The following is a 16,179-nucleotide window of genomic DNA, read 5'->3' as shown; positions in this document are numbered from 1 at the left end:
ACACGCGTGCAGCAGGGGGTCTCGGCGCGAAAGCGGGGTCTCGGGATCAGCCGCGCAGAGCCTCGGCGAGCTTCACGCGCGAGCCCATCCGGAGCAGGGAGTTCTCGTAGATCTTCGCGCCGATGACGATCGCCGCGACGCAGCTCGCCAGGAGGATCGCCAGGCTCAGGAGCGGCTCCCACCACTGCGCCTCGCCGACGAACAAGCGCATGGGCATGCCGACCGGAGCCGAGAACGGCACGTACGACATGATCGTCAGCACCAGCGGGTTGTCGTTGAACACGATCACCAGCACGTACGGCGCCATGATGAGCATCGTGATGGGGGTCGTCGTCGAGCCGATGTCCTCCTGGCGGGACACCATGGAGGCCGCCGCCGCGAACATCGCCGCGAGCAGGATGAACCCGAACAGGAAGAACACCGCGAACCAGATGATGGGGGCGCCGAGGGTGGTCAGCACCTCCCGCTGACCCGTCACGATGAGGCCGATCGTGGCGACGGCCGCGAGGGCGAGGATCTGTCCCATCGCGAGCACCGTGTTGCCGATCACCTTGCCGGCGAGCAGCGTGCGTGCCGGGATCGCCGACAGCAGCACCTCCACGACCCTGGTCTGCTTCTCCTCGACCACGCTCTGCGCGATGGTGCCGCCGAAGGTCGCTGCGGCCATCATGAAGACGAGCCCGAAGGCGATCGCGATGAAGTAGCGCAGCAGCGGGTTGGTGGTGACAGGTTCGAGGATCACGACCTCGGGCGAGAGCGACAGCGCGGACACGAGCGAACCGGGCGCATCCTCCAGGGCGACGATCGTGTATCCGGCGGGGTTGTCGCCCGGGAGCACCGCCGCGTCGACGTCGCCGTCGCGGACCAGCTCCTCGGCCTCGGTGCGGGAGGCGACCTCGGTCACCTCGACGTCGGGCAGCGCGGACACGGCGCCTGTGGTCTCCGCGGTCACCGCGACGGGCATGGCGTCGGTGTTCTGACTCGCGAAGCCGCCGAACAGCACGCCGGCGAGGGCGAGGACGAGCAGGATGCCGGTCGAGATCAGGAACGCCTTGCTGCGGAGCTTGGAGCCGATCTCCCGCTCGGCGACCAGCCAGATCCCGTTCCGCGCGGGGGTCGAGGCGTTCACTGGATGACCTCCTTGAAGATCTGGGCGAGGGAGGGGTGCTTGGGCGCGAAGCTCGCGACGTCGCCGCGCGCGACCGCCGACTGCAGCACGCGCTGGGCGGTGTCGGGGCCGTCCGCATCGAAGAGCGCGTAGCCGCCCTCGAAGTCGATGACCGTGACCCCGGGTTCGGTGCGCAGCCACCCGGCGTCGCCCGCGGAGATGAGCTCGTACCGGTCGCGGGCGTGCTCGGCGCGGAGCCCGTCCCGGGATCCGGCGGCACGGATGGTGCCCCCGGCGAGGATGACGAGGTCGTCGCAGAGGCGCTCGACCACGTCGAGCTGGTGGGAGGAGAAGAGGATCGACGCGCCGCGGGCCGCGCTGGCCTGCAGGACCCCGGCGACGACGTCCACCGCGAGGGGGTCCAGGCCGGAGAAGGGCTCGTCGAGGATCAGCACCTCGGGGTCGTGCACGAGCGACGCGGCGATCTGCGCCCGCTGCTGGTTGCCCAGCGACAGCGACTCGATCGTGTCGTCGAGGCGCTCGCCGAGTCCGAGCTCCGTGAGCAGCGCGGTCGCCCGCTCCGTCGCGTCCGGCTTGCCGAACCCGTGGAGGCGCGCGAGGTAGACGATCTGCTCCAGGACCTTCATCTTCGGGTACAGGCCGCGCTCCTCGGGCATGTAGCCGAAGCGACGGCGGTCGGCGGTGGTGAGGGGCGCCCCGTCGAGGTCGACTCGTCCGCCGTCCGACGACAGCAGCCCGAGGACGATGCGCATGGTCGTGGTCTTGCCGGCGCCGTTGCCGCCGACGAAGCCGGTGAGCCGGCCCGGCGCGACCGTGAACGACACGTCGTCCAGCACCCGGCGGCTGCCGTAGCTCTTGGTGATGCCGGAGAGTTCCAGCAGTCCTGTGGTCATGTCGTGGTGCTCCGTCCGAAGGTGATCCGCATGACCTTCACGCTATTGAGCACGGGCGGGGCGGGGCATCCCCCGCAGGGGGGACGGCCACGGATCAGCCGCGGGACGGACGGCCGGCGTGCAGCACCGTGCGCACGAGCAGGCCGGCGACCAGCGCCCAGAATGCCGCGCTCACCCCGAGCACGGCGATGCCGGAGGCGGCGACGAGGAACGTGACGACCGCGGGGAGACGCTCGCCGGGGTCGTCGATCGCCTGCTGGACGGCCGCGCCGAAGGCGCCGAACAGCGCGAGTCCCGCGACCGCCGGGATGACCGCCGTCGGGGCGAGCACGACGAGGGTCGCGAAGGCGGCGGAGAACGCCCCCAGCACGAGATAGGACGCCCCCGTGGAGACCCCGGCGAGCCAGCGCCGGTCGGGGTCGGGATCGGCGTCGGGGGACGCGGCGAGGGCCGCACTGATGGCGGCGAGGTTGATCGCGTGCCCGCCGGCCGGAGCGCCGAGGGCCGTGCCGAGACCGGTCACGAGCATCGCCGGACGCCACGGGACCTCGTAGCCGAAGCTGCGCATGATCGCGATACCCGGCACGTTCTGCGACGCCATGGTCACGATGAACAGCGGCAGGGCTATGCCGACCAGGGCCCCGACCGTGAAGGCCGGCATCGTCAGCTCGAACTGTGGCAGGAGGACGGCCGGGTCGACCCGGGTCCCCGCGGAGACCAGCGACACGGCGACGACCGCGGCCGCGGCGACGAACGCCAGCGGCACGGCCCACCGGGGAGCCAGTCGGGCGAAGACCAGCCAGGTCAGCACCACCGGGACCACGCCCCAGGGGTTCGCGACGACCCCCGTGATCGGCGCGAGGCAGAGCGGCAGCAGCACCCCCGCCAGCATGGCCTGCGCGATCGACGGAGGGATCCGCGCGATCAGGGCTCCGAGCGCGGGCCAGAGCGCCGTGAGGAGGATGACGGCCGCGGTCACGAGGAAGGCCCCGACCGCGGCCGGCCAGCCGCCCTCGACGCTGCCGGTCGCCACGAGCAGGGCGGCACCGGGAGTGGACCACGCGGCCGTGATCGGCATCCGGTAGCGCCAGGCCAGCACGATGCAGGCGAGCCCCATCGCGAGGCTCACGGCGAGGAGTCCGCTGGCCGCCTGCGCCGCCGACGCGCCGACGGCATCGAGACCCGTGAGCACCACCGCGAACGAGCTCGTGAACCCCACGAGCGCCGTGACGATCCCGGCGACGATCGGACGGGACACGGGGGCGGCGGCGGGCATGGCTCCGAGAGTATCGCGGGGGAGCGGAGCGCCGCCGGTCAGGCCAGCCCCATCCGATGCGCGAGCACGACGGCCTGCACGCGGTCCCTGGCGCCGAGCTTCTGCAGGATGCGGGAGACGTGGGTCTTCACGGTGGCCTCCCCGATGAACAGGGCGCGGGCGATCTCGGCGTTGCTGCGGGCATCGGCGAGCAGGGTCAGCACCTCGGCCTCCCGTTCGGTCAGCGGTTCCGCGAGGACGGGGGTCGTGGACGTCTTCGTCACCGCGCGGGCGGGAGCGGCGCCGGTCTCCGGAGTCGCTCCGGCGAAGCGGGTGAGGACGCGGCGCGTCACCTCGGGTGCCAGCATGCCGTCCCCGGCCGCGAGAGCGCGCACCGCGGAGATGAGATCCTCGGCACCCGCGTTCTTGAGGAGGAATCCGCTCGCGCCGGCTTCGAGCGCCTGATAGAGGTAGTCGTCGCGATCGAACGTCGTCACGATCGCGATCGCGGCACTCACCGAGGGGTCGGCCACGAGGCAGCGCGTCGCCTCGATCCCGTCCATGTCCGGCATCTGCACGTCCATCGTGATCACGTCAGGGCGCAGGTCGGCGGCCTGCGCGATGGCCTCCGCCCCGGTCGAGGCCTCGCCGACGACGGTGATGTCGGGCTGGGTGTCGAGGATCGTGCGGAAGCCGGCGCGGAGGAGGGCGTGGTCGTCGACGAGGAGCACCCGGATCGGCGCGGTCACCGTGCGGCCTCCGTCACGGGTGCGGCAAGCGGCACCCGCGCTCGCACCCGCACCCCGCCGGGCGCGCGCGGAGCGATCTCGAACGTGCCGCCGGAGGCCGCCGCGCGCTCCCGCATCCCGAGCTGGCCGAGGCCGGGACGCAGCTGGGCGATGGCACGACCGGTGTTCACGACCTCGACCTCTACGCCGTCCTCGTCGTAGCGCACGCGCACGTCCGCAGTCGCCCCGGGCCCGGCGTGCCGACGGGCGTTGGTCAGCGACTCCTGCGCGATGCGGTAGAGGTTCACGGCGACGAGCGAGGGCACCGGCACCGGATCGCCGATCACGGCGTACGCGGTGGGGAGGCCGGCCTCGGTCGATGCCTCCGCGAGGGCGGCGATGTCGTCGAGGGAGACGGTCGATGCCGGCTCGGTCGTGTCGCCGCCGGGAGTGCGCAGCGTCTCCAGCAGCTGGCGCAGCTCCTGGATCGCGTCCCGCGCGGAGGACTCGATCCCGGAGAGGATGCGCGCCGACTGCGCCGGATCGCTCTCGAGCACGAGGCGCGCGGCACCCGCCTGCACGCCCATCACCGATACATGGTGGGCGACGACGTCGTGCAGCTCTCGGGCGATCCGCACCCGGTCGAGGGCCACCGCCTGCGCTGCGGTGACCTCGCGCTCGCGCTCCAGCTCTCGGGTGCGCTCCTCCAGCACGGTGCGCTGCTCCGCCGCCGCCCAGGAGCGCTCGCCGAAGTAGTAGGCGCCGCCGAAGTACAGGACGTTGAGGAGGATCTGGATGAGCATGAAGGCCACATAGGGCGACATGGCACCGGCGACGACGTCCGCCTTGTCCGCCTCGCTGATGGCGTCGCGGTACATGGTGATGAGGAGCCACACGAACATGCCGACGATGATCGCGACACGGACGATCAGGGCCTTCCGGCGGTCGTTCATCCAGGCGCCGACCGTGTAGAGCGCGATGAACATCGCGATGTTGCCGACGTAGATCTCCGGTACTCGGATCGTCACCGCGGTGAAGTAGGCCAGCGACACCACGACGGCCACGGTGCCGGGCCAGCGCCGGCGGAAACCGAGCGGCGCCGCCACCACGACGGCGTAGACGAGGGCGGTCCATAGCGGAGCCTGTTCGTCGCCGTAGACCTGGGCGATGGAGGAGAGCGCCGCGCTGAGGATCGCGCCGACGAAGAGGACGAGCGCGAGGAGGAGGTCGCCGCGCTGGTCTCGCAGGGTCGGCGTCCGGGTGAAGGCCATCCCTCCACCGTAGGGCGGGGGTCGTCGCGCGGCATCCCCCGCGCGACGGAGACGGCCGCCTGTGATCTGCCTATTCCTTTCCGATGCGTCGATCGTCTACCTTCGGAGAAGGCGTTGCCGCGGGATCGGCAGAGCTCGAGGTCGACCGCGACAGCACCGGGCTGCGCCGGCCTCCTCCGGAGGGTGGGGACATGGCGCGACGACGCGCGTTCTTTCGGTCGATCATGGGCGGGGCCGCGGCCCTCGCACTCGCACTGGGCGGCGCGACCGCAGCCGATGCCGCGCAGGGGGATCCCTGGCGGGGACGGTGACGGCGGAGGCGGACGGTTCGCCTCTCGCGGGCGTCACCGTCTCGGTGTCGACCGACGACGCGTCGGTCTTCGAGTCCACGATGACCGACGCCACGGGTGCGTACCTCGTGCCGGACCTTCCGGCGGGGGAGTATGTCGTGGCCTTCGATGCCTCCGGGACGGACTTCATCTCCGAGTTCTGGGACGATGCGTCGTCGCGTGAGGCCGCGCAGCGTCTCATCGTCGCCGAGGGAGAACCCGTCGACGGTGTCGACGCCGCCCTCACGCTCGGTGGGGCGATCGCCGGCTCCGTGATGCGGCAGGCCGACGGCTCGCCGCTCGAAGGCGTGACCGTGCGCGTGGACTCCGCCGACTTCTCCCGGTCGGATGTCGCGCAGACGGGCGCCGACGGGACCTATCGGATCGACGGTCTCCCTGCCGGTGATTATCGCGTCCGTTTCGATCCCGCCGAGCCGACGTTGGCCGGCGAGTTCTGGGACGACGCGTACGGAGACCGCAAGGCGACGGCCGTTCGCGTGACCGCGGGAGAGGACCGTGGGGGAGTGGATGCCCTCCTCGCCGAGCTCGGCGTCATCCAGGGGTCGATGACGTTGGCGATCGACGGCTCGCCCGTGGCCGGGTGGGTAACCGCGACCGACGACGCGACGGGAGCCTTGGCGCAGGCCGACGTCGCGCCGGACGGGTCGTACACCCTCTCCGTGCCGCCGGGGGAGTACGCGGTGGCGTTCGTTCCCAACGGCGGACGAGGCATCCCCGAGTACTGGAAGGATGCGCGGCAGGAGAAGGACGCGACCAGGATCGCCGTGGCCCCGGGGCAGGCCATCGCGGACATCGATGCGACTCTCGACGCGACCGGGATGATCACCGGCGTGGTGCGCACGTCGGGCGCGCTGTCCGGCGACGCGATCGTGGAGGCGTACAGCGGGGACACCCTCGTCAGCATGGCCTACACGCAGCCCGACGGCTCGTACCGCCTCGCCGTCCCCGCCGGGACTTACATCGTGCGAGCCACGGCGAACGTGTACGACATGATCTTCGCGCCGCAGTTCTTTGACGGCGTCGCGACCCGGGCCGAGGCGACCCCTGTCGTGCTGGCCGCGGGCGGCGATCGCGCGGGAGTGGACTTCGACCTCGCGCCGGGCGGCGCGATCGACGGGACGGTGTCGACCGCGGGCGGTGCCGCGGTCTCCGGGGCGACGGTCACGGCCCTGCTCTGGACGGCGTCCGGCTGGCGGGACGTGGCGACGCTCGACACGGAGGGGCGATTCACTCTGGGTGGGAGAGCGGATCCCGAGGCTCCCGGTGGGTCGCTGCCCGCGGGGGTCTATACGCTGCGGGTGGAGATGCCCGGTTTCTGCACCGGGTACTTCGGCGGCGCGCAGTCGCTCCTCGGGGCCGACACCTTCCGGGTGGAGCCCGGTGCCACCGTGTCGGGACGGGACGTCATGCTGTCCGCGGAGTGCACGGCGCCGTCAGTGTCGCCCACGCTCACCCTCTCGCAGGCCTCGATCCTCGCCGGAGAAGTGCTGACGATCTCGGGATCGGGCTTCGCGCCCGGTGAGGCGGTCACGCTGGAGATCCGGTCGGAGCCGGCCGAACTCGGTCGGGCCGTGGCGGGGATCGACGGGGCGTTCTCGGACGACTTCCGCATTCCCGCGGGGTTCCCGGCCGGAACGCACACCGTGGTCGCGCTGGACGCGCAGCGGAATGTGGTGGCGAGCGTGCGGCTCGACATCGTCCCCGGCGCCTCGGGAGGCACGTCGGGAGAAGCCGTGGCACCGCCGCGGAACGAGGAGAACCTCGCCGCGACCGGCGGCGAGTTCCCGTCCTTCGCGCCGATGGTGGCGGTCGTGCTTCTCCTCGGCGGAGGAGCACTGCTCCGACGCCGTCGTCGGCACGGCTGAGGGGGATGCCGGGCGGGGGCCTGCCCGGATCGAGTGTGACCTCCTCGACGCGCCCGCGCCTGGCACCGCTCTACCTCGCCGGCTTCACCACCGCGTTCGGCGCGCACGGCATCGCTGCCGCCCTCGGCGCCGAGACCGAGGACATCGGCTGGACGCTGCTGGCCTTCGGCTTCACGCTCGCGCTGTACGACATCGCCGAGGTGCTGCTCAAGCCGCTCTTCGGGGCGCTCAGCGACCGGGTCGGGGTGCGTCCCGTGATCCTCGGCGGTCTGCTGGCCTTCGCCGCGTTCTCGGTGGTCGGAGCGCTGGCCCCCGGCATGATCGGCCTCGTGATCGCGCGCTTCGGCCAGGGGGCGGCCGCTTCGGCGTTCTCGCCGGCCTCCTCCGCCGCGGTGGCGCGGTTGACGGACGAGGCGTCGCGTGGTCGGTACTTCGGCCGCTACGGCTCCTGGAAGAGTCTCGGATATGCGCTCGGCCCCCTGCTCGGTGCGGTGCTCGTGGTGGCGGGCGGGATCCCGGCACTGTTCTGGGCACTCGCCGTGCTCGGGCTGGCCGCGGCCGGATGGGTGCTGGTCGCCGTCCCGGCCGTGCCGGTGCTGCCCCGGAAACGGGTGACGCTCGTCGACCTCGGACGGGAGCTCCTCGCCCCGGGGTTTCTCGTCCCGACGTTGGTGCTGGCGGCCACGACCGGCGCGCTCGCCGTGGCCGTCGGCTTCCTGCCCCTGCTCGGGCGGGAGGCCGGACTCGGCACTGTGGGCAGCATGGCGATCGTCACGGTGCTCGCGGTCGTGTCGAGCATCGTGCAGCCCCTGGTCGGGGCGGCGCACGACCGCGGCCGGCTCTCGGTCCGCCTCGGCGCGGTCGGCGGGCTGCTTCTCATCGGCGTGGGCATAGGCCTCTCGGCCTTGTGGGTGACCCCGGTCGTGTTGTGCCTCACGGGTGTGCTGGTCGGTGCCGGGGTGGGGCTGGCCACGCCGGTGGCGTTCTCGCACCTCGCGGCATCGACGCCCGCCGAACGCATGGGACGCACGATGGGCAGTGCGGAACTGGGCCGGGAGCTGGGCGACGCGGGTGGCCCGCTCGTCGCGGGGGCTGTGGCGACGGCGACGGTACCGGCGGTCGGGATCGGCGTGATCGCGGCGCTCACGGCGGGGGCGGGTGCCCTGGCTCTCCTCGGCCTGCGACCGCCGAGTGCCGAGGCGCGTCCGAACGGGGCCGACTGACCGCGGTGGCCCGGTTCAGGGGCCGAGCAGGCGCTCGATCACGCGGGCCACGCCGTCTTCGTCGTTGGTCGCGGCGGTCTCGTCCGCGGCCTCCTGCACGACGGGTTCCGCGTGTGCCATGGCCACGCCGTGACCGGCCCAGCGGAGCATCTCGACGTCGTTGAGAGCGTCTCCGAACGCCACGACATCGAAGCGATCGATGCCGAGGTGCGTGCAGAGGCGCGCGAGTCCCGTGGCCTTCGTGACGCCCTGCGCCATGACCTCGACGAACGGGGCGCCGGACAGCGTGGCCTCGAACCCGGTGAGCCCGAGGGAGCGCAGGGTCTCGAAGAGTGCGGCGGGCGCGAGCTCGGGGTGCCGGATCACGAGCTTGAGCATCGGCGCGGCCAGCACCTCGTCCAGCGGCACGCCGCCCATCGTCGCGGGGTCACGCTTGTGATCGGACAGCTGCGCGATCGCCGCGTACCCGTGCTGTGCGACGAATGTCTCGCCGCCCTCCCGCACGCTCGCGAAGAGCAGGCCGGGGACGCTGGCGCGCAGCGCGTCGGCGAGAGTGCGCAGCGTCGCGGGCGGCAGCTCCTCGGCGAACAGCATGCGGCCCTCGGTGAGATGTGTCGCGTACGCACCGTTGCCGCACAGCGCCCACCCGTCGAAGCCGGCGTCGGCGGCGATCACGCGCAAGCCGATCGGCTGGCGGGCGGTGACGGGCACCACCGCGACGCCCGCGTCCCGCGCGGCGTTGAGCGCGGCACGGGTGCGCGGAGACACCGCGGACGAGCTGTCGAGCAGGGTGCCGTCGAGGTCGGTCGCGATCAGCCGCACGGGGTAGGTCCCTGAGCCTGTCGAAGGGTCAGGAGAAGATCATCGGCAGGTCGTCGTCGGCGTCGTCGCCGCCGAAGTCCAGATCGACCACCACGGGCACGTGGTCGCTGGGCTGCTCGCCCTTGCGCTCGTTGCGGTGGATCGACGCCCCGGTGACGGCATCGGCGAACGTCTTCGAGCCGAGGATGAAGTCGATCCGGATGCCCTCGTTGCGCGGGAACTTCAGCCGCTGGTAGTCCCAGTAGGTGTAACCCTCGGGGAGCAGCGGGCGCACGACGTCGGTCACGCCCGCGTCGGTCAGCGCGAAGAACGCGTCGCGCTCGGCGGGGGAGACGTGGGTGGAGCGGCCGACCACGATGTCGGGGTCGCCGTTGTCATGGTCGAACGGGATGATGTTGAAGTCGCCGACGAGGGCGAGCGGAAGGTCGGGATTCGCCGACAGCTCGGCCGCCGTGGACTGCTTGAGCTGCTCGAGCCAGTGCAGCTTGTAGACGTAGTGCGGGTCGTCGAGCGAGCGGCCGTTGGGCACGTACAGGCTCCAGACGCGCACGCCGTCGACCATGACGCCCAGAGCACGCGCCTCCTGCGGGGCATCGGGGCCCTCGTGGCCCTTCGCGAACCCGGGCATGCCCTCGAAGGCGGTGCGGACGTCGGTGATCGGCAGCCGGCTGGCGATGGCGACGCCGTTCCACTGATTCAGGCCGTGCACCTCGACGTGGTAGCCGGCCTCCTCGAAGGGCGCATACGGGAACTGCTCCGGCTTGCACTTCACCTCCTGCATCGCGAGCACGTCGATGTCTTCACGGACGGCGAACTCGACGGTGCGGGTGACGCGGGTGCGGATGGAGTTGACGTTCCAGGTGGCCAAGCGCATGCGTCCAGCCTAGGGTGTGCCTCCTACACTGGATGCCGTGACCGCACTCGACGCAGACCGCCAGACCCTCCTCGCCCTCATCACGGACGAGGCGGTGTTCCACGGCGATTTCACCCTCTCCAGCGGCAAGAAGGCGACGTACTACGTCGACATGCGCAAGCTCACCCTCGACCACCGCGCCGCTCCGGCCATCGGCCGCATCATGCTCGACCTGATCGCCGATCTCGACGTCGTCGCCGTCGGCGGTCTGACGCTCGGCGCCGACCCGATCGCGAACGCCGTCCTGCATGCCTCGGTCGGCACCGACCGTCCGCTCGACGCGTTCGTCGTGCGGAAGGAGCCGAAGGACCACGGCCGCGGTCGCCAGATCGAGGGCGCCGACGTGAAGGGCAAGCGCGTGGTCGTGCTGGAGGACACCTCGACCACCGGGCAGTCCGCGCTCAAGGCGGTCGAGGCGCTGCGCAAGGAAGGTGCGGAGGTCGTCGCGGTCGCGGTGATCGTCGACCGCAAGACCGGCGCGCAGGCCGCCATCGAGGCCGAGGGCCTGGAGTGGCGCGCGGCCTTCGACCTCGACGACCTCGGACTCGACCCGCAGTGACCCGCTATGCGCTGGCCGTCGACGTGGGCGGCACGAAGATGGAGGCCGCCCTCGTCGCCGACGACGGCACGCTCATCCCCGGCAGCCGCAGCCGGCAGCCCACCGGCCGCGAGGCGACGTCCGCGTCGTTGACGGCGGCGGTCGACGCGATCGTGCGGCATGCGCTCGCGGCCCTGCCCGCCGACGCGGAGCTCGTCGGCGCCGGGATCGGCAGCGCGGGTCCCGTGGATCGGACCCGCGGGGAGATCCTGCCGGTGAACATGCCCCTCGCGCGGGGGTTCGGCCTCGTCGATGCGGTCGCCCGTGCGGCCTCGACCGCACTCGGACGGGACGTCCCGGCGGTCCTGGGTCACGACGGCGGCGCGCTCGCGCTCGCGGAGTCGTGGCTGGGGGCGACGCAGCAGGCGGGAGCCTCCCTGTCGATCGTCGTGTCCACCGGCGTCGGCGGCGGTTTCGTCGTGGGCGGTGCGTATGTGCCCGGGGCGAGCGGCAACGCCGGGCACCTCGGGCAGGTGCGCCGCGAGGGCGGGCTCACTCTTGAGGAGATCGCCTCCGGACCTGCCAGTGCCGCCTGGGCGCGGGAGCAGGGCTGGTCCGGCGCGACCGGGGAGGACCTGGCCCGGGACGCCGAGGCCGGTGTCGCCGTCGCCCGCGCGGCGATCGAGCGCTCGGCCCGCGCCGTCGGGGAGGCACTGGCCGATGCCGCCACCCTCGTCGACCTCGACGTCGTCGCCATCGGCGGCGGCTTCTCGCGGGTGTCGGCGGACTACATCGACCTCGTCCAGCAGGCTCTCACCGCCAGCGCCGTGCACGAGTACTCCCGTCGCACCCGCGTCGTCCGCTCGGGCCTGGGCGACGAGGGGCCGCTGATCGGCGCCGCCGCCCTCGTCCTGCGGTGACGGGAGTGTCAGCTCCCTGACACGAGCAGGTGTCGCGGGGGCCCTTCGAGCCGGGCGACGGCGATCTTCAGGTCCGTGACGTCCGCCGCCACTGCATCGATGCGGGCGCCGAGCTTCTCTTCGACGGTGTCGATGCGTGCGCCGAGCTTCTCTTCGACGGTGTCGATGCGTGCGGTGAGCTTCTCTTCGACGGTGTCGATGCGTGTGGTGAGCTTCTCTTCGACGGAGTCGATGCGTGTGGAGAGCCGGTGGTCGACGGTGCCGAGACGCTCGTCGATGCGACGGATCATCCACGCCCCTGCCGCGAACAGGCTCGCGCCGAGGGTGAGCACGACGCCGATCGCGCTGACGATGATCGTGAGGGTGTCCGCGGACACGGTGCTCCCTTCCTCAGTGCGGGTGTGGCTTCGACGATACGTGGTCGCCGTGCGGGCGCCGGTCGGAATTCCGGCATCTGTGAAGAGGTCGCGTGCAGGCTCGATGGGGGAGGAAGAGTCGGTCACCGCAACGCCGGGACGGCGCGCCCGGAGTGCGACGCCACGAGCATGAGCACGGGGATGACCGCGCACAACACGGCGGACACGAGGAACGTGACGCTCGACGCCGGGTCGCGCCCGATCAGCAGGACGAGCGTCGGGACGAACGTGCCGCCGACCGCGCCGCAGGCCACGAGCGCCCCGGTGACCGCGGCGCTGCGGCCCGGATCGAGTCGGTCGAGCGCGAGGCCGAGGATGAGGCCGTAGCTCGGGGCCAGCAGGACCACCACGACGACCAGGATGAGCAGCGCCGCGACCGGCTGCTCGCCGAGGAGCACGCCGGCGAGCACCAGGAGGACGGCGGCAGCCCCCGTCGCGGTCGCCAGCAGGGCGAGCGGCGGAACCGCCGCGCGCCGGAGAGCGGCGGCGCCGAAGCGGCCGACGGCCATCAGCGCCCAGAAGGCCGAGGTGCCGAGGGCGGCGGTGGCGGGCTCGATCGCGAGCGCCCGCTCCGGGATCACGGCCGACCAGCCCGACAGGACGGTCTCCACGCCGACGTAGAGCGGCAGAGCCAGCGCGAAGGGGAGGAGGACGAGCAGGGAGCGTGCGTCCCGTCGCGCCGGGGCCTCGGTCGCACGGGCGAGAGTGCTGGCGCCGGCGAGCACCGCGACGGTCGCCAGGGGTACGGTCGCGAGCAGCGCCAGGGCCGGACGGGCGCCGGCCCCGAGCGCGACCACGAGCGGTGTGACGGCGGCGCACACGGCGACCGTGCCCATCAGGGCGCTCAGCACCCCGGTCGCGCTCCCCGTGCTGGCGGCCTTGGCTGCCACGGAGCCCGCGGCCTCGACGAGACCGAACCCGAGCCCCGCGAGCGCGGCGGCCGCGAGGAAGACGCCCGGATCCGTCGCGAGGGCGACACCGACGATGGCGGCCGCCTGCAGGAGGCTGCCCAGCACGAGCGTCGTCCGGGGCGGTCGGCGCACCAGGAGCGGGCCCGACAGCAGCACGCCCACGAGGAGTCCCGCGAAGAGGACGGGCACGGCGGCACTCAGGTCGGCATCCGTCGCGTGCTCTGCGGACGGAAGGACGGCCGGGACGAACGCCGCGGTCACGCCGAGGCCGCCGAACGCCGTGAACAGCCCGACGCGGAGTCGGCTCGCGCTCATCTCAGGCACCGCCCGCGCGCACGTGATGCACGGCGGCGAAGGTGTCGCGGAGGGCCTCCATCGAGCGATCGTAGTTGGACTGCGCGACCCCGATGAAGATGCAGTCGACGACCATGAGCTGGGCGATCCGGCTGCCCAGGGCCCCGGAGCGGAAGCCCGTCTCGCGCGCGGCGGTGGTCAGCACGATGTCGGCCTGACCGGCGAGCGGGGAGCCGGCATGGTTGGTGATGGCGATGGTCGTCGCGCCCGCCTGCCGGGCGAGCAGGAGGAACTCGATGGTGTCGGTCGTGGCGCCCGTGTGCGAGACGGCGATCGCGACGTTCCCCGGCCCGAGGGTGGCGGCCGAGGTCCAGGCGGCGTGCGGGTCGGACCACTCCAACGCCGTCCGCCCGATCCGGGTGAGCTTGCGCTGGAGGTCGAGCCCGACGATGGAGCTCGCCCCCACGCCGAAGATGTCCACCCGGGTGGAGGAGGTGATCGCCTCGACCGTGGCGCGGAGCGCGTCGGTGTCGAGCACCTTGGCGGTGTCGGCGAGGGAGAGCGTCTCGGCGAGCGACACCTTCGCGACGATGTCGGCGAGGGTGTCGTTGCGGTCGATGTCGCCGGACACGGCGGGGAGCGCGGCGGTGTCGAAGGTCTCGCGTTCGACCTCCCGCAGCACGTGGTTGCGCAGCTCGCGCACATGCTCGTACCCGAGACGCTTGCAGAACCGCACGACGGACGTGGTCGAGGTGTCGCAGCGCTGCGCGAGCTCGGCGACGGAGAGCCCGGCGGTTCCGGCGGGGTCGGCGAGGAACAGGTCGGCGATGCGCTGCTCGCTCGGACGGAGTTCGGGGCGCAGGGCGCGCATCCGCACGAGCACGAGATGGGTGCCGGCGTCGTCGCGAGCGGCATCGTGGGGCATGGGGTCTCCGATCGGTGTTCATAACACTAGAGGAACTTCTGTTACATGCGTAGATGCTTTCGTGTACTTTTGGTACTTACCCAGACCGACGATGTTCGCGGGGCATCAGGCAGCACCGCCTGATCCGAGCCAGGGCGACGCGGTCCCAGCCAGGAGGAAACAGCAATGAGCACAGCACGGTGGGCGTCTCTCGGCGCCCTCACCGCCACGGGCCTCGCCGCGGCGCTCGTCATCACCGGGTGTTCCGCACCGGCGTCGAACCCGTCCGACACCGGATCCGGATCCGCCGGCGGCGACCTGGTCATCGGCGTCACGAGCGATCCCGACACCCTCTTCCCGTGGAAGGCCACCCAGTTCCAGGCGGTCAACGTCCTGCAGAACCTGTACGGCACGCTGACCGAGTTCGACGAGGAGCTCAACGTCGTCCCCGGTCTCGCCGAGTCCTGGGACGTCTCCGAAGACGGCCTCACGGTCACCCTCCACCTCCGCGAGGGCGTCACGTTCGCGGACGGCAGCGCCTTCGACTCCGCCGACGTGAAGTACTCGCTGGACGCGATCGCCGATGAGGCGACCGCTGCCGTGGCCGCGAGCTCCCTCGCCTCGGTCGCCGCCGTCGAGGCCACCGACGAGAGCACCGTCACCCTCACCCTCAGTGCCCCCGATGCCGCGCTGCCCGCGAACCTCGCCGTCATCAACATGGCGATGCTCTCGTCGGACGACACCGAGGAGGCGCTCAACACCACCCCGAACGGCACCGGCCCGTTCGTGCTGGAGGACCGGAAGGCGAGCCAGTCGCTCACCCTCGCCAAGAACGAGGACTACTGGGGCGACACCGCGCTGCTCGACACCGTCGAGTTCCGCGTGATCCCCGACGAGTCGTCCATCGTCTCGGCGATGCAGTCCGGCAACGTGCAGCTGGCCGTGTTCGACGACCCGCTCGTCGCGCAGACGGCCGAGGGCGCGAACGTCGAGGTCGCCACCACCCCGCAGCTCAGCTACCACGCCCTGCAGCTGAACGCGCAGCGCGGCGACCTCGCCGACGTGAACGTGCGGCTCGCGATGCAGTGCGCGATCGACCGTCAGGAGGTGCTCGACACCGCCGCGCTCGGCGAGGGCGAGGTCACCGGTCCGATCACCTCTCCCGCGTTCAAGTCCGACCCCGACGCGCGCCCGTGCCCCGAGCGTGACCTCGACAAGGCGGCCGAGTACCTGAAGAAGGCCGGCAAGGAGGACGGCGTCACCGTCAAGACGATCGTGTCCCAGGGCGAGTACGCCACCTCCGTCAACGAGGCGCAGAACCTCAAGGCGCAGCTCGCCGACGCGAACATCACGCTCGACCTCGAGGTGCTCGAGTCCGGCGCGTTCGTGGACCGCTGGATCGCGGCCGACTTCGACGCCGCGGTCGCCCTCAACGGCGGACGCCCGGACCCGGACGGCATGTACGGCCGTTACTTCACCAGCACCGGCAACCTGAACCAGGTCGCGGGGTACTCCTCGCCCGAGCTCGACGCGCTCTTCGCCGAGGGACGCGAGACGGCCGACCCGGAGAAGCGCAAGGACATCTACGCGCAGGTCTCCGAGAACCTCGAGGACAACGCCGCCTGGATCTGGCTGTTCACCAGCTACACCTACACCGCGACGGCCTCGACCGTCGACGGCTTCACCCCGATGGCGAACGGCTCGCTGCAGTACCTGCGGACCACCTCCATCCAGTAGTGGAACGAGG

15 protein-coding genes are annotated in these 16,179 nt (G+C 71.9%); 5 read left to right on the top strand and 10 right to left on the bottom strand.

Annotated features, from left to right (window positions below; all coding sequences use genetic code 11):
• Positions 1-46: 46 nt before the first annotated feature.
• The 5 genes from ACFU8V_RS01100 to ACFU8V_RS01080 form a co-directional block, all read right to left on the bottom strand.
• Positions 47-1,129 carry an ABC transporter permease gene (locus ACFU8V_RS01100; protein WP_378868323.1) on the bottom strand — a complete coding sequence of 361 codons (1,083 nt, stop codon included), beginning with the start codon at positions 1,127-1,129 and terminating at the stop codon, positions 47-49.
• Entirely contained in the window at positions 1,126-2,010 is an 885-nt protein-coding gene (locus ACFU8V_RS01095; protein WP_378871756.1) for an ABC transporter ATP-binding protein, read from the bottom strand. Before ACFU8V_RS01095 ends, ACFU8V_RS01100 begins: the two co-directional genes overlap by 4 nt.
• Before the next feature lie 106 nt (positions 2,011-2,116).
• A complete protein-coding gene (locus tag ACFU8V_RS01090; RefSeq protein WP_378868320.1) occupies positions 2,117-3,298 on the bottom strand; it encodes a benzoate/H(+) symporter BenE family transporter in 1,182 nt (393 codons plus the stop codon).
• Positions 3,299-3,336: 38 nt separating this feature from the next.
• Entirely contained in the window at positions 3,337-4,026 is a 690-nt protein-coding gene (locus ACFU8V_RS01085; RefSeq protein WP_126894461.1) for a response regulator transcription factor, read from the bottom strand.
• On the bottom strand, positions 4,023-5,276 hold the full coding sequence (locus ACFU8V_RS01080) for a sensor histidine kinase (protein ID WP_025104916.1): 1,254 nt from the start codon (positions 5,274-5,276) through the stop codon (positions 4,023-4,025). Before ACFU8V_RS01080 ends, ACFU8V_RS01085 begins: the two co-directional genes overlap by 4 nt.
• Positions 5,277-5,583: 307 nt before the next feature.
• Between ACFU8V_RS01080 and ACFU8V_RS01075 the strand changes: the two genes are divergently transcribed.
• Both ACFU8V_RS01075 and ACFU8V_RS01070 read left to right on the top strand, forming a co-directional pair.
• A complete protein-coding gene (locus ACFU8V_RS01075) occupies positions 5,584-7,491 on the top strand; it encodes a carboxypeptidase regulatory-like domain-containing protein (RefSeq protein WP_378868316.1) in 1,908 nt (635 codons plus the stop codon).
• 35 nt (positions 7,492-7,526) lie between these two features.
• Entirely contained in the window at positions 7,527-8,714 is a 1,188-nt protein-coding gene (locus ACFU8V_RS01070) for an MFS transporter (RefSeq protein WP_366215698.1), read from the top strand.
• A 15-nt stretch (positions 8,715-8,729) separates the two neighbouring features.
• Here ACFU8V_RS01070 and ACFU8V_RS01065 read toward each other — a convergent pair whose 3' ends face one another.
• Both ACFU8V_RS01065 and ACFU8V_RS01060 read right to left on the bottom strand, forming a co-directional pair.
• A complete protein-coding gene (locus tag ACFU8V_RS01065; RefSeq protein WP_378868311.1) occupies positions 8,730-9,536 on the bottom strand; it encodes a Cof-type HAD-IIB family hydrolase in 807 nt (268 codons plus the stop codon).
• A gap of 28 nt (positions 9,537-9,564) precedes the next feature.
• The gene (locus ACFU8V_RS01060; RefSeq protein ID WP_249521124.1) at positions 9,565-10,410 is read right to left on the bottom strand and encodes an exodeoxyribonuclease III; all 846 of its coding nucleotides are present in this window, start codon (positions 10,408-10,410) and stop codon (positions 9,565-9,567) included.
• Positions 10,411-10,447: 37 nt separating this feature from the next.
• Here ACFU8V_RS01060 and pyrE point away from each other — a divergent pair, with 37 nt between their 5' ends.
• Both pyrE and ACFU8V_RS01050 read left to right on the top strand, forming a co-directional pair.
• A complete protein-coding gene (gene pyrE / locus ACFU8V_RS01055; RefSeq protein WP_025104912.1) occupies positions 10,448-11,008 on the top strand; it encodes an orotate phosphoribosyltransferase in 561 nt (186 codons plus the stop codon).
• The gene (locus ACFU8V_RS01050; RefSeq protein ID WP_249521123.1) at positions 11,005-11,907 is read left to right on the top strand and encodes an ROK family protein; all 903 of its coding nucleotides are present in this window, start codon (positions 11,005-11,007) and stop codon (positions 11,905-11,907) included. Before pyrE ends, ACFU8V_RS01050 begins: the two co-directional genes overlap by 4 nt.
• Before the next feature lie 8 nt (positions 11,908-11,915).
• Here the strand turns inward: ACFU8V_RS01050 and ACFU8V_RS01045 are convergent, their stop codons facing one another.
• The 3 genes from ACFU8V_RS01045 to ACFU8V_RS01035 all read right to left on the bottom strand — a co-directional run bounded on the left by ACFU8V_RS01045 (position 11,916) and on the right by ACFU8V_RS01035 (position 14,453).
• Complete coding sequence (locus ACFU8V_RS01045) at positions 11,916-12,284, bottom strand: hypothetical protein (protein ID WP_378868306.1); 369 nt, start codon at positions 12,282-12,284, stop codon at positions 11,916-11,918.
• A gap of 122 nt (positions 12,285-12,406) precedes the next feature.
• Complete coding sequence (locus tag ACFU8V_RS01040; protein WP_378868303.1) at positions 12,407-13,549, bottom strand: MFS transporter; 1,143 nt, start codon at positions 13,547-13,549, stop codon at positions 12,407-12,409.
• 1 nt (position 13,550) lies between these two features.
• Complete coding sequence (locus ACFU8V_RS01035; RefSeq protein ID WP_303709196.1) at positions 13,551-14,453, bottom strand: MurR/RpiR family transcriptional regulator; 903 nt, start codon at positions 14,451-14,453, stop codon at positions 13,551-13,553.
• A gap of 165 nt (positions 14,454-14,618) precedes the next feature.
• Between ACFU8V_RS01035 and ACFU8V_RS01030 the strand changes: the two genes are divergently transcribed.
• The gene (locus tag ACFU8V_RS01030) at positions 14,619-16,169 is read left to right on the top strand and encodes an ABC transporter substrate-binding protein (protein ID WP_025104907.1); all 1,551 of its coding nucleotides are present in this window, start codon (positions 14,619-14,621) and stop codon (positions 16,167-16,169) included.
• Positions 16,170-16,179 lie beyond the last annotated feature (10 nt).

The sequence above is a fragment of the Microbacterium sp. NPDC057658 genome, assembly GCF_042799975.1.
Classification (GTDB): domain Bacteria; phylum Actinomycetota; class Actinomycetes; order Actinomycetales; family Microbacteriaceae; genus Microbacterium.
Note: the sequence above shows the minus strand (reverse complement) of the source record. Positions and strands in the feature narration are given on the sequence as shown.

What these genes read in the sequence shown, in the direction of transcription:
- ACFU8V_RS01090 (WP_378868320.1), bottom strand. Translation starts at nt 3,298, where the DNA reads ATGCCCGCCGCCGCCCCCGTGTCCCGTCCGATCGTCGCCGGGATCGTC.
- ACFU8V_RS01080 (WP_025104916.1), bottom strand. Translation starts at nt 5,276, where the DNA reads ATGGCCTTCACCCGGACGCCGACCCTGCGAGACCAGCGCGGCGACCTC.
- ACFU8V_RS01060 (WP_249521124.1), bottom strand. Translation starts at nt 10,410, where the DNA reads ATGCGCTTGGCCACCTGGAACGTCAACTCCATCCGCACCCGCGTCACC.
- ACFU8V_RS01040 (WP_378868303.1), bottom strand. Translation starts at nt 13,549, where the DNA reads ATGAGCGCGAGCCGACTCCGCGTCGGGCTGTTCACGGCGTTCGGCGGC.
- ACFU8V_RS01035 (WP_303709196.1), bottom strand. Translation starts at nt 14,453, where the DNA reads ATGCCCCACGATGCCGCTCGCGACGACGCCGGCACCCATCTCGTGCTC.
- ACFU8V_RS01030 (WP_025104907.1), top strand. Translation starts at nt 14,619, where the DNA reads ATGAGCACAGCACGGTGGGCGTCTCTCGGCGCCCTCACCGCCACGGGC.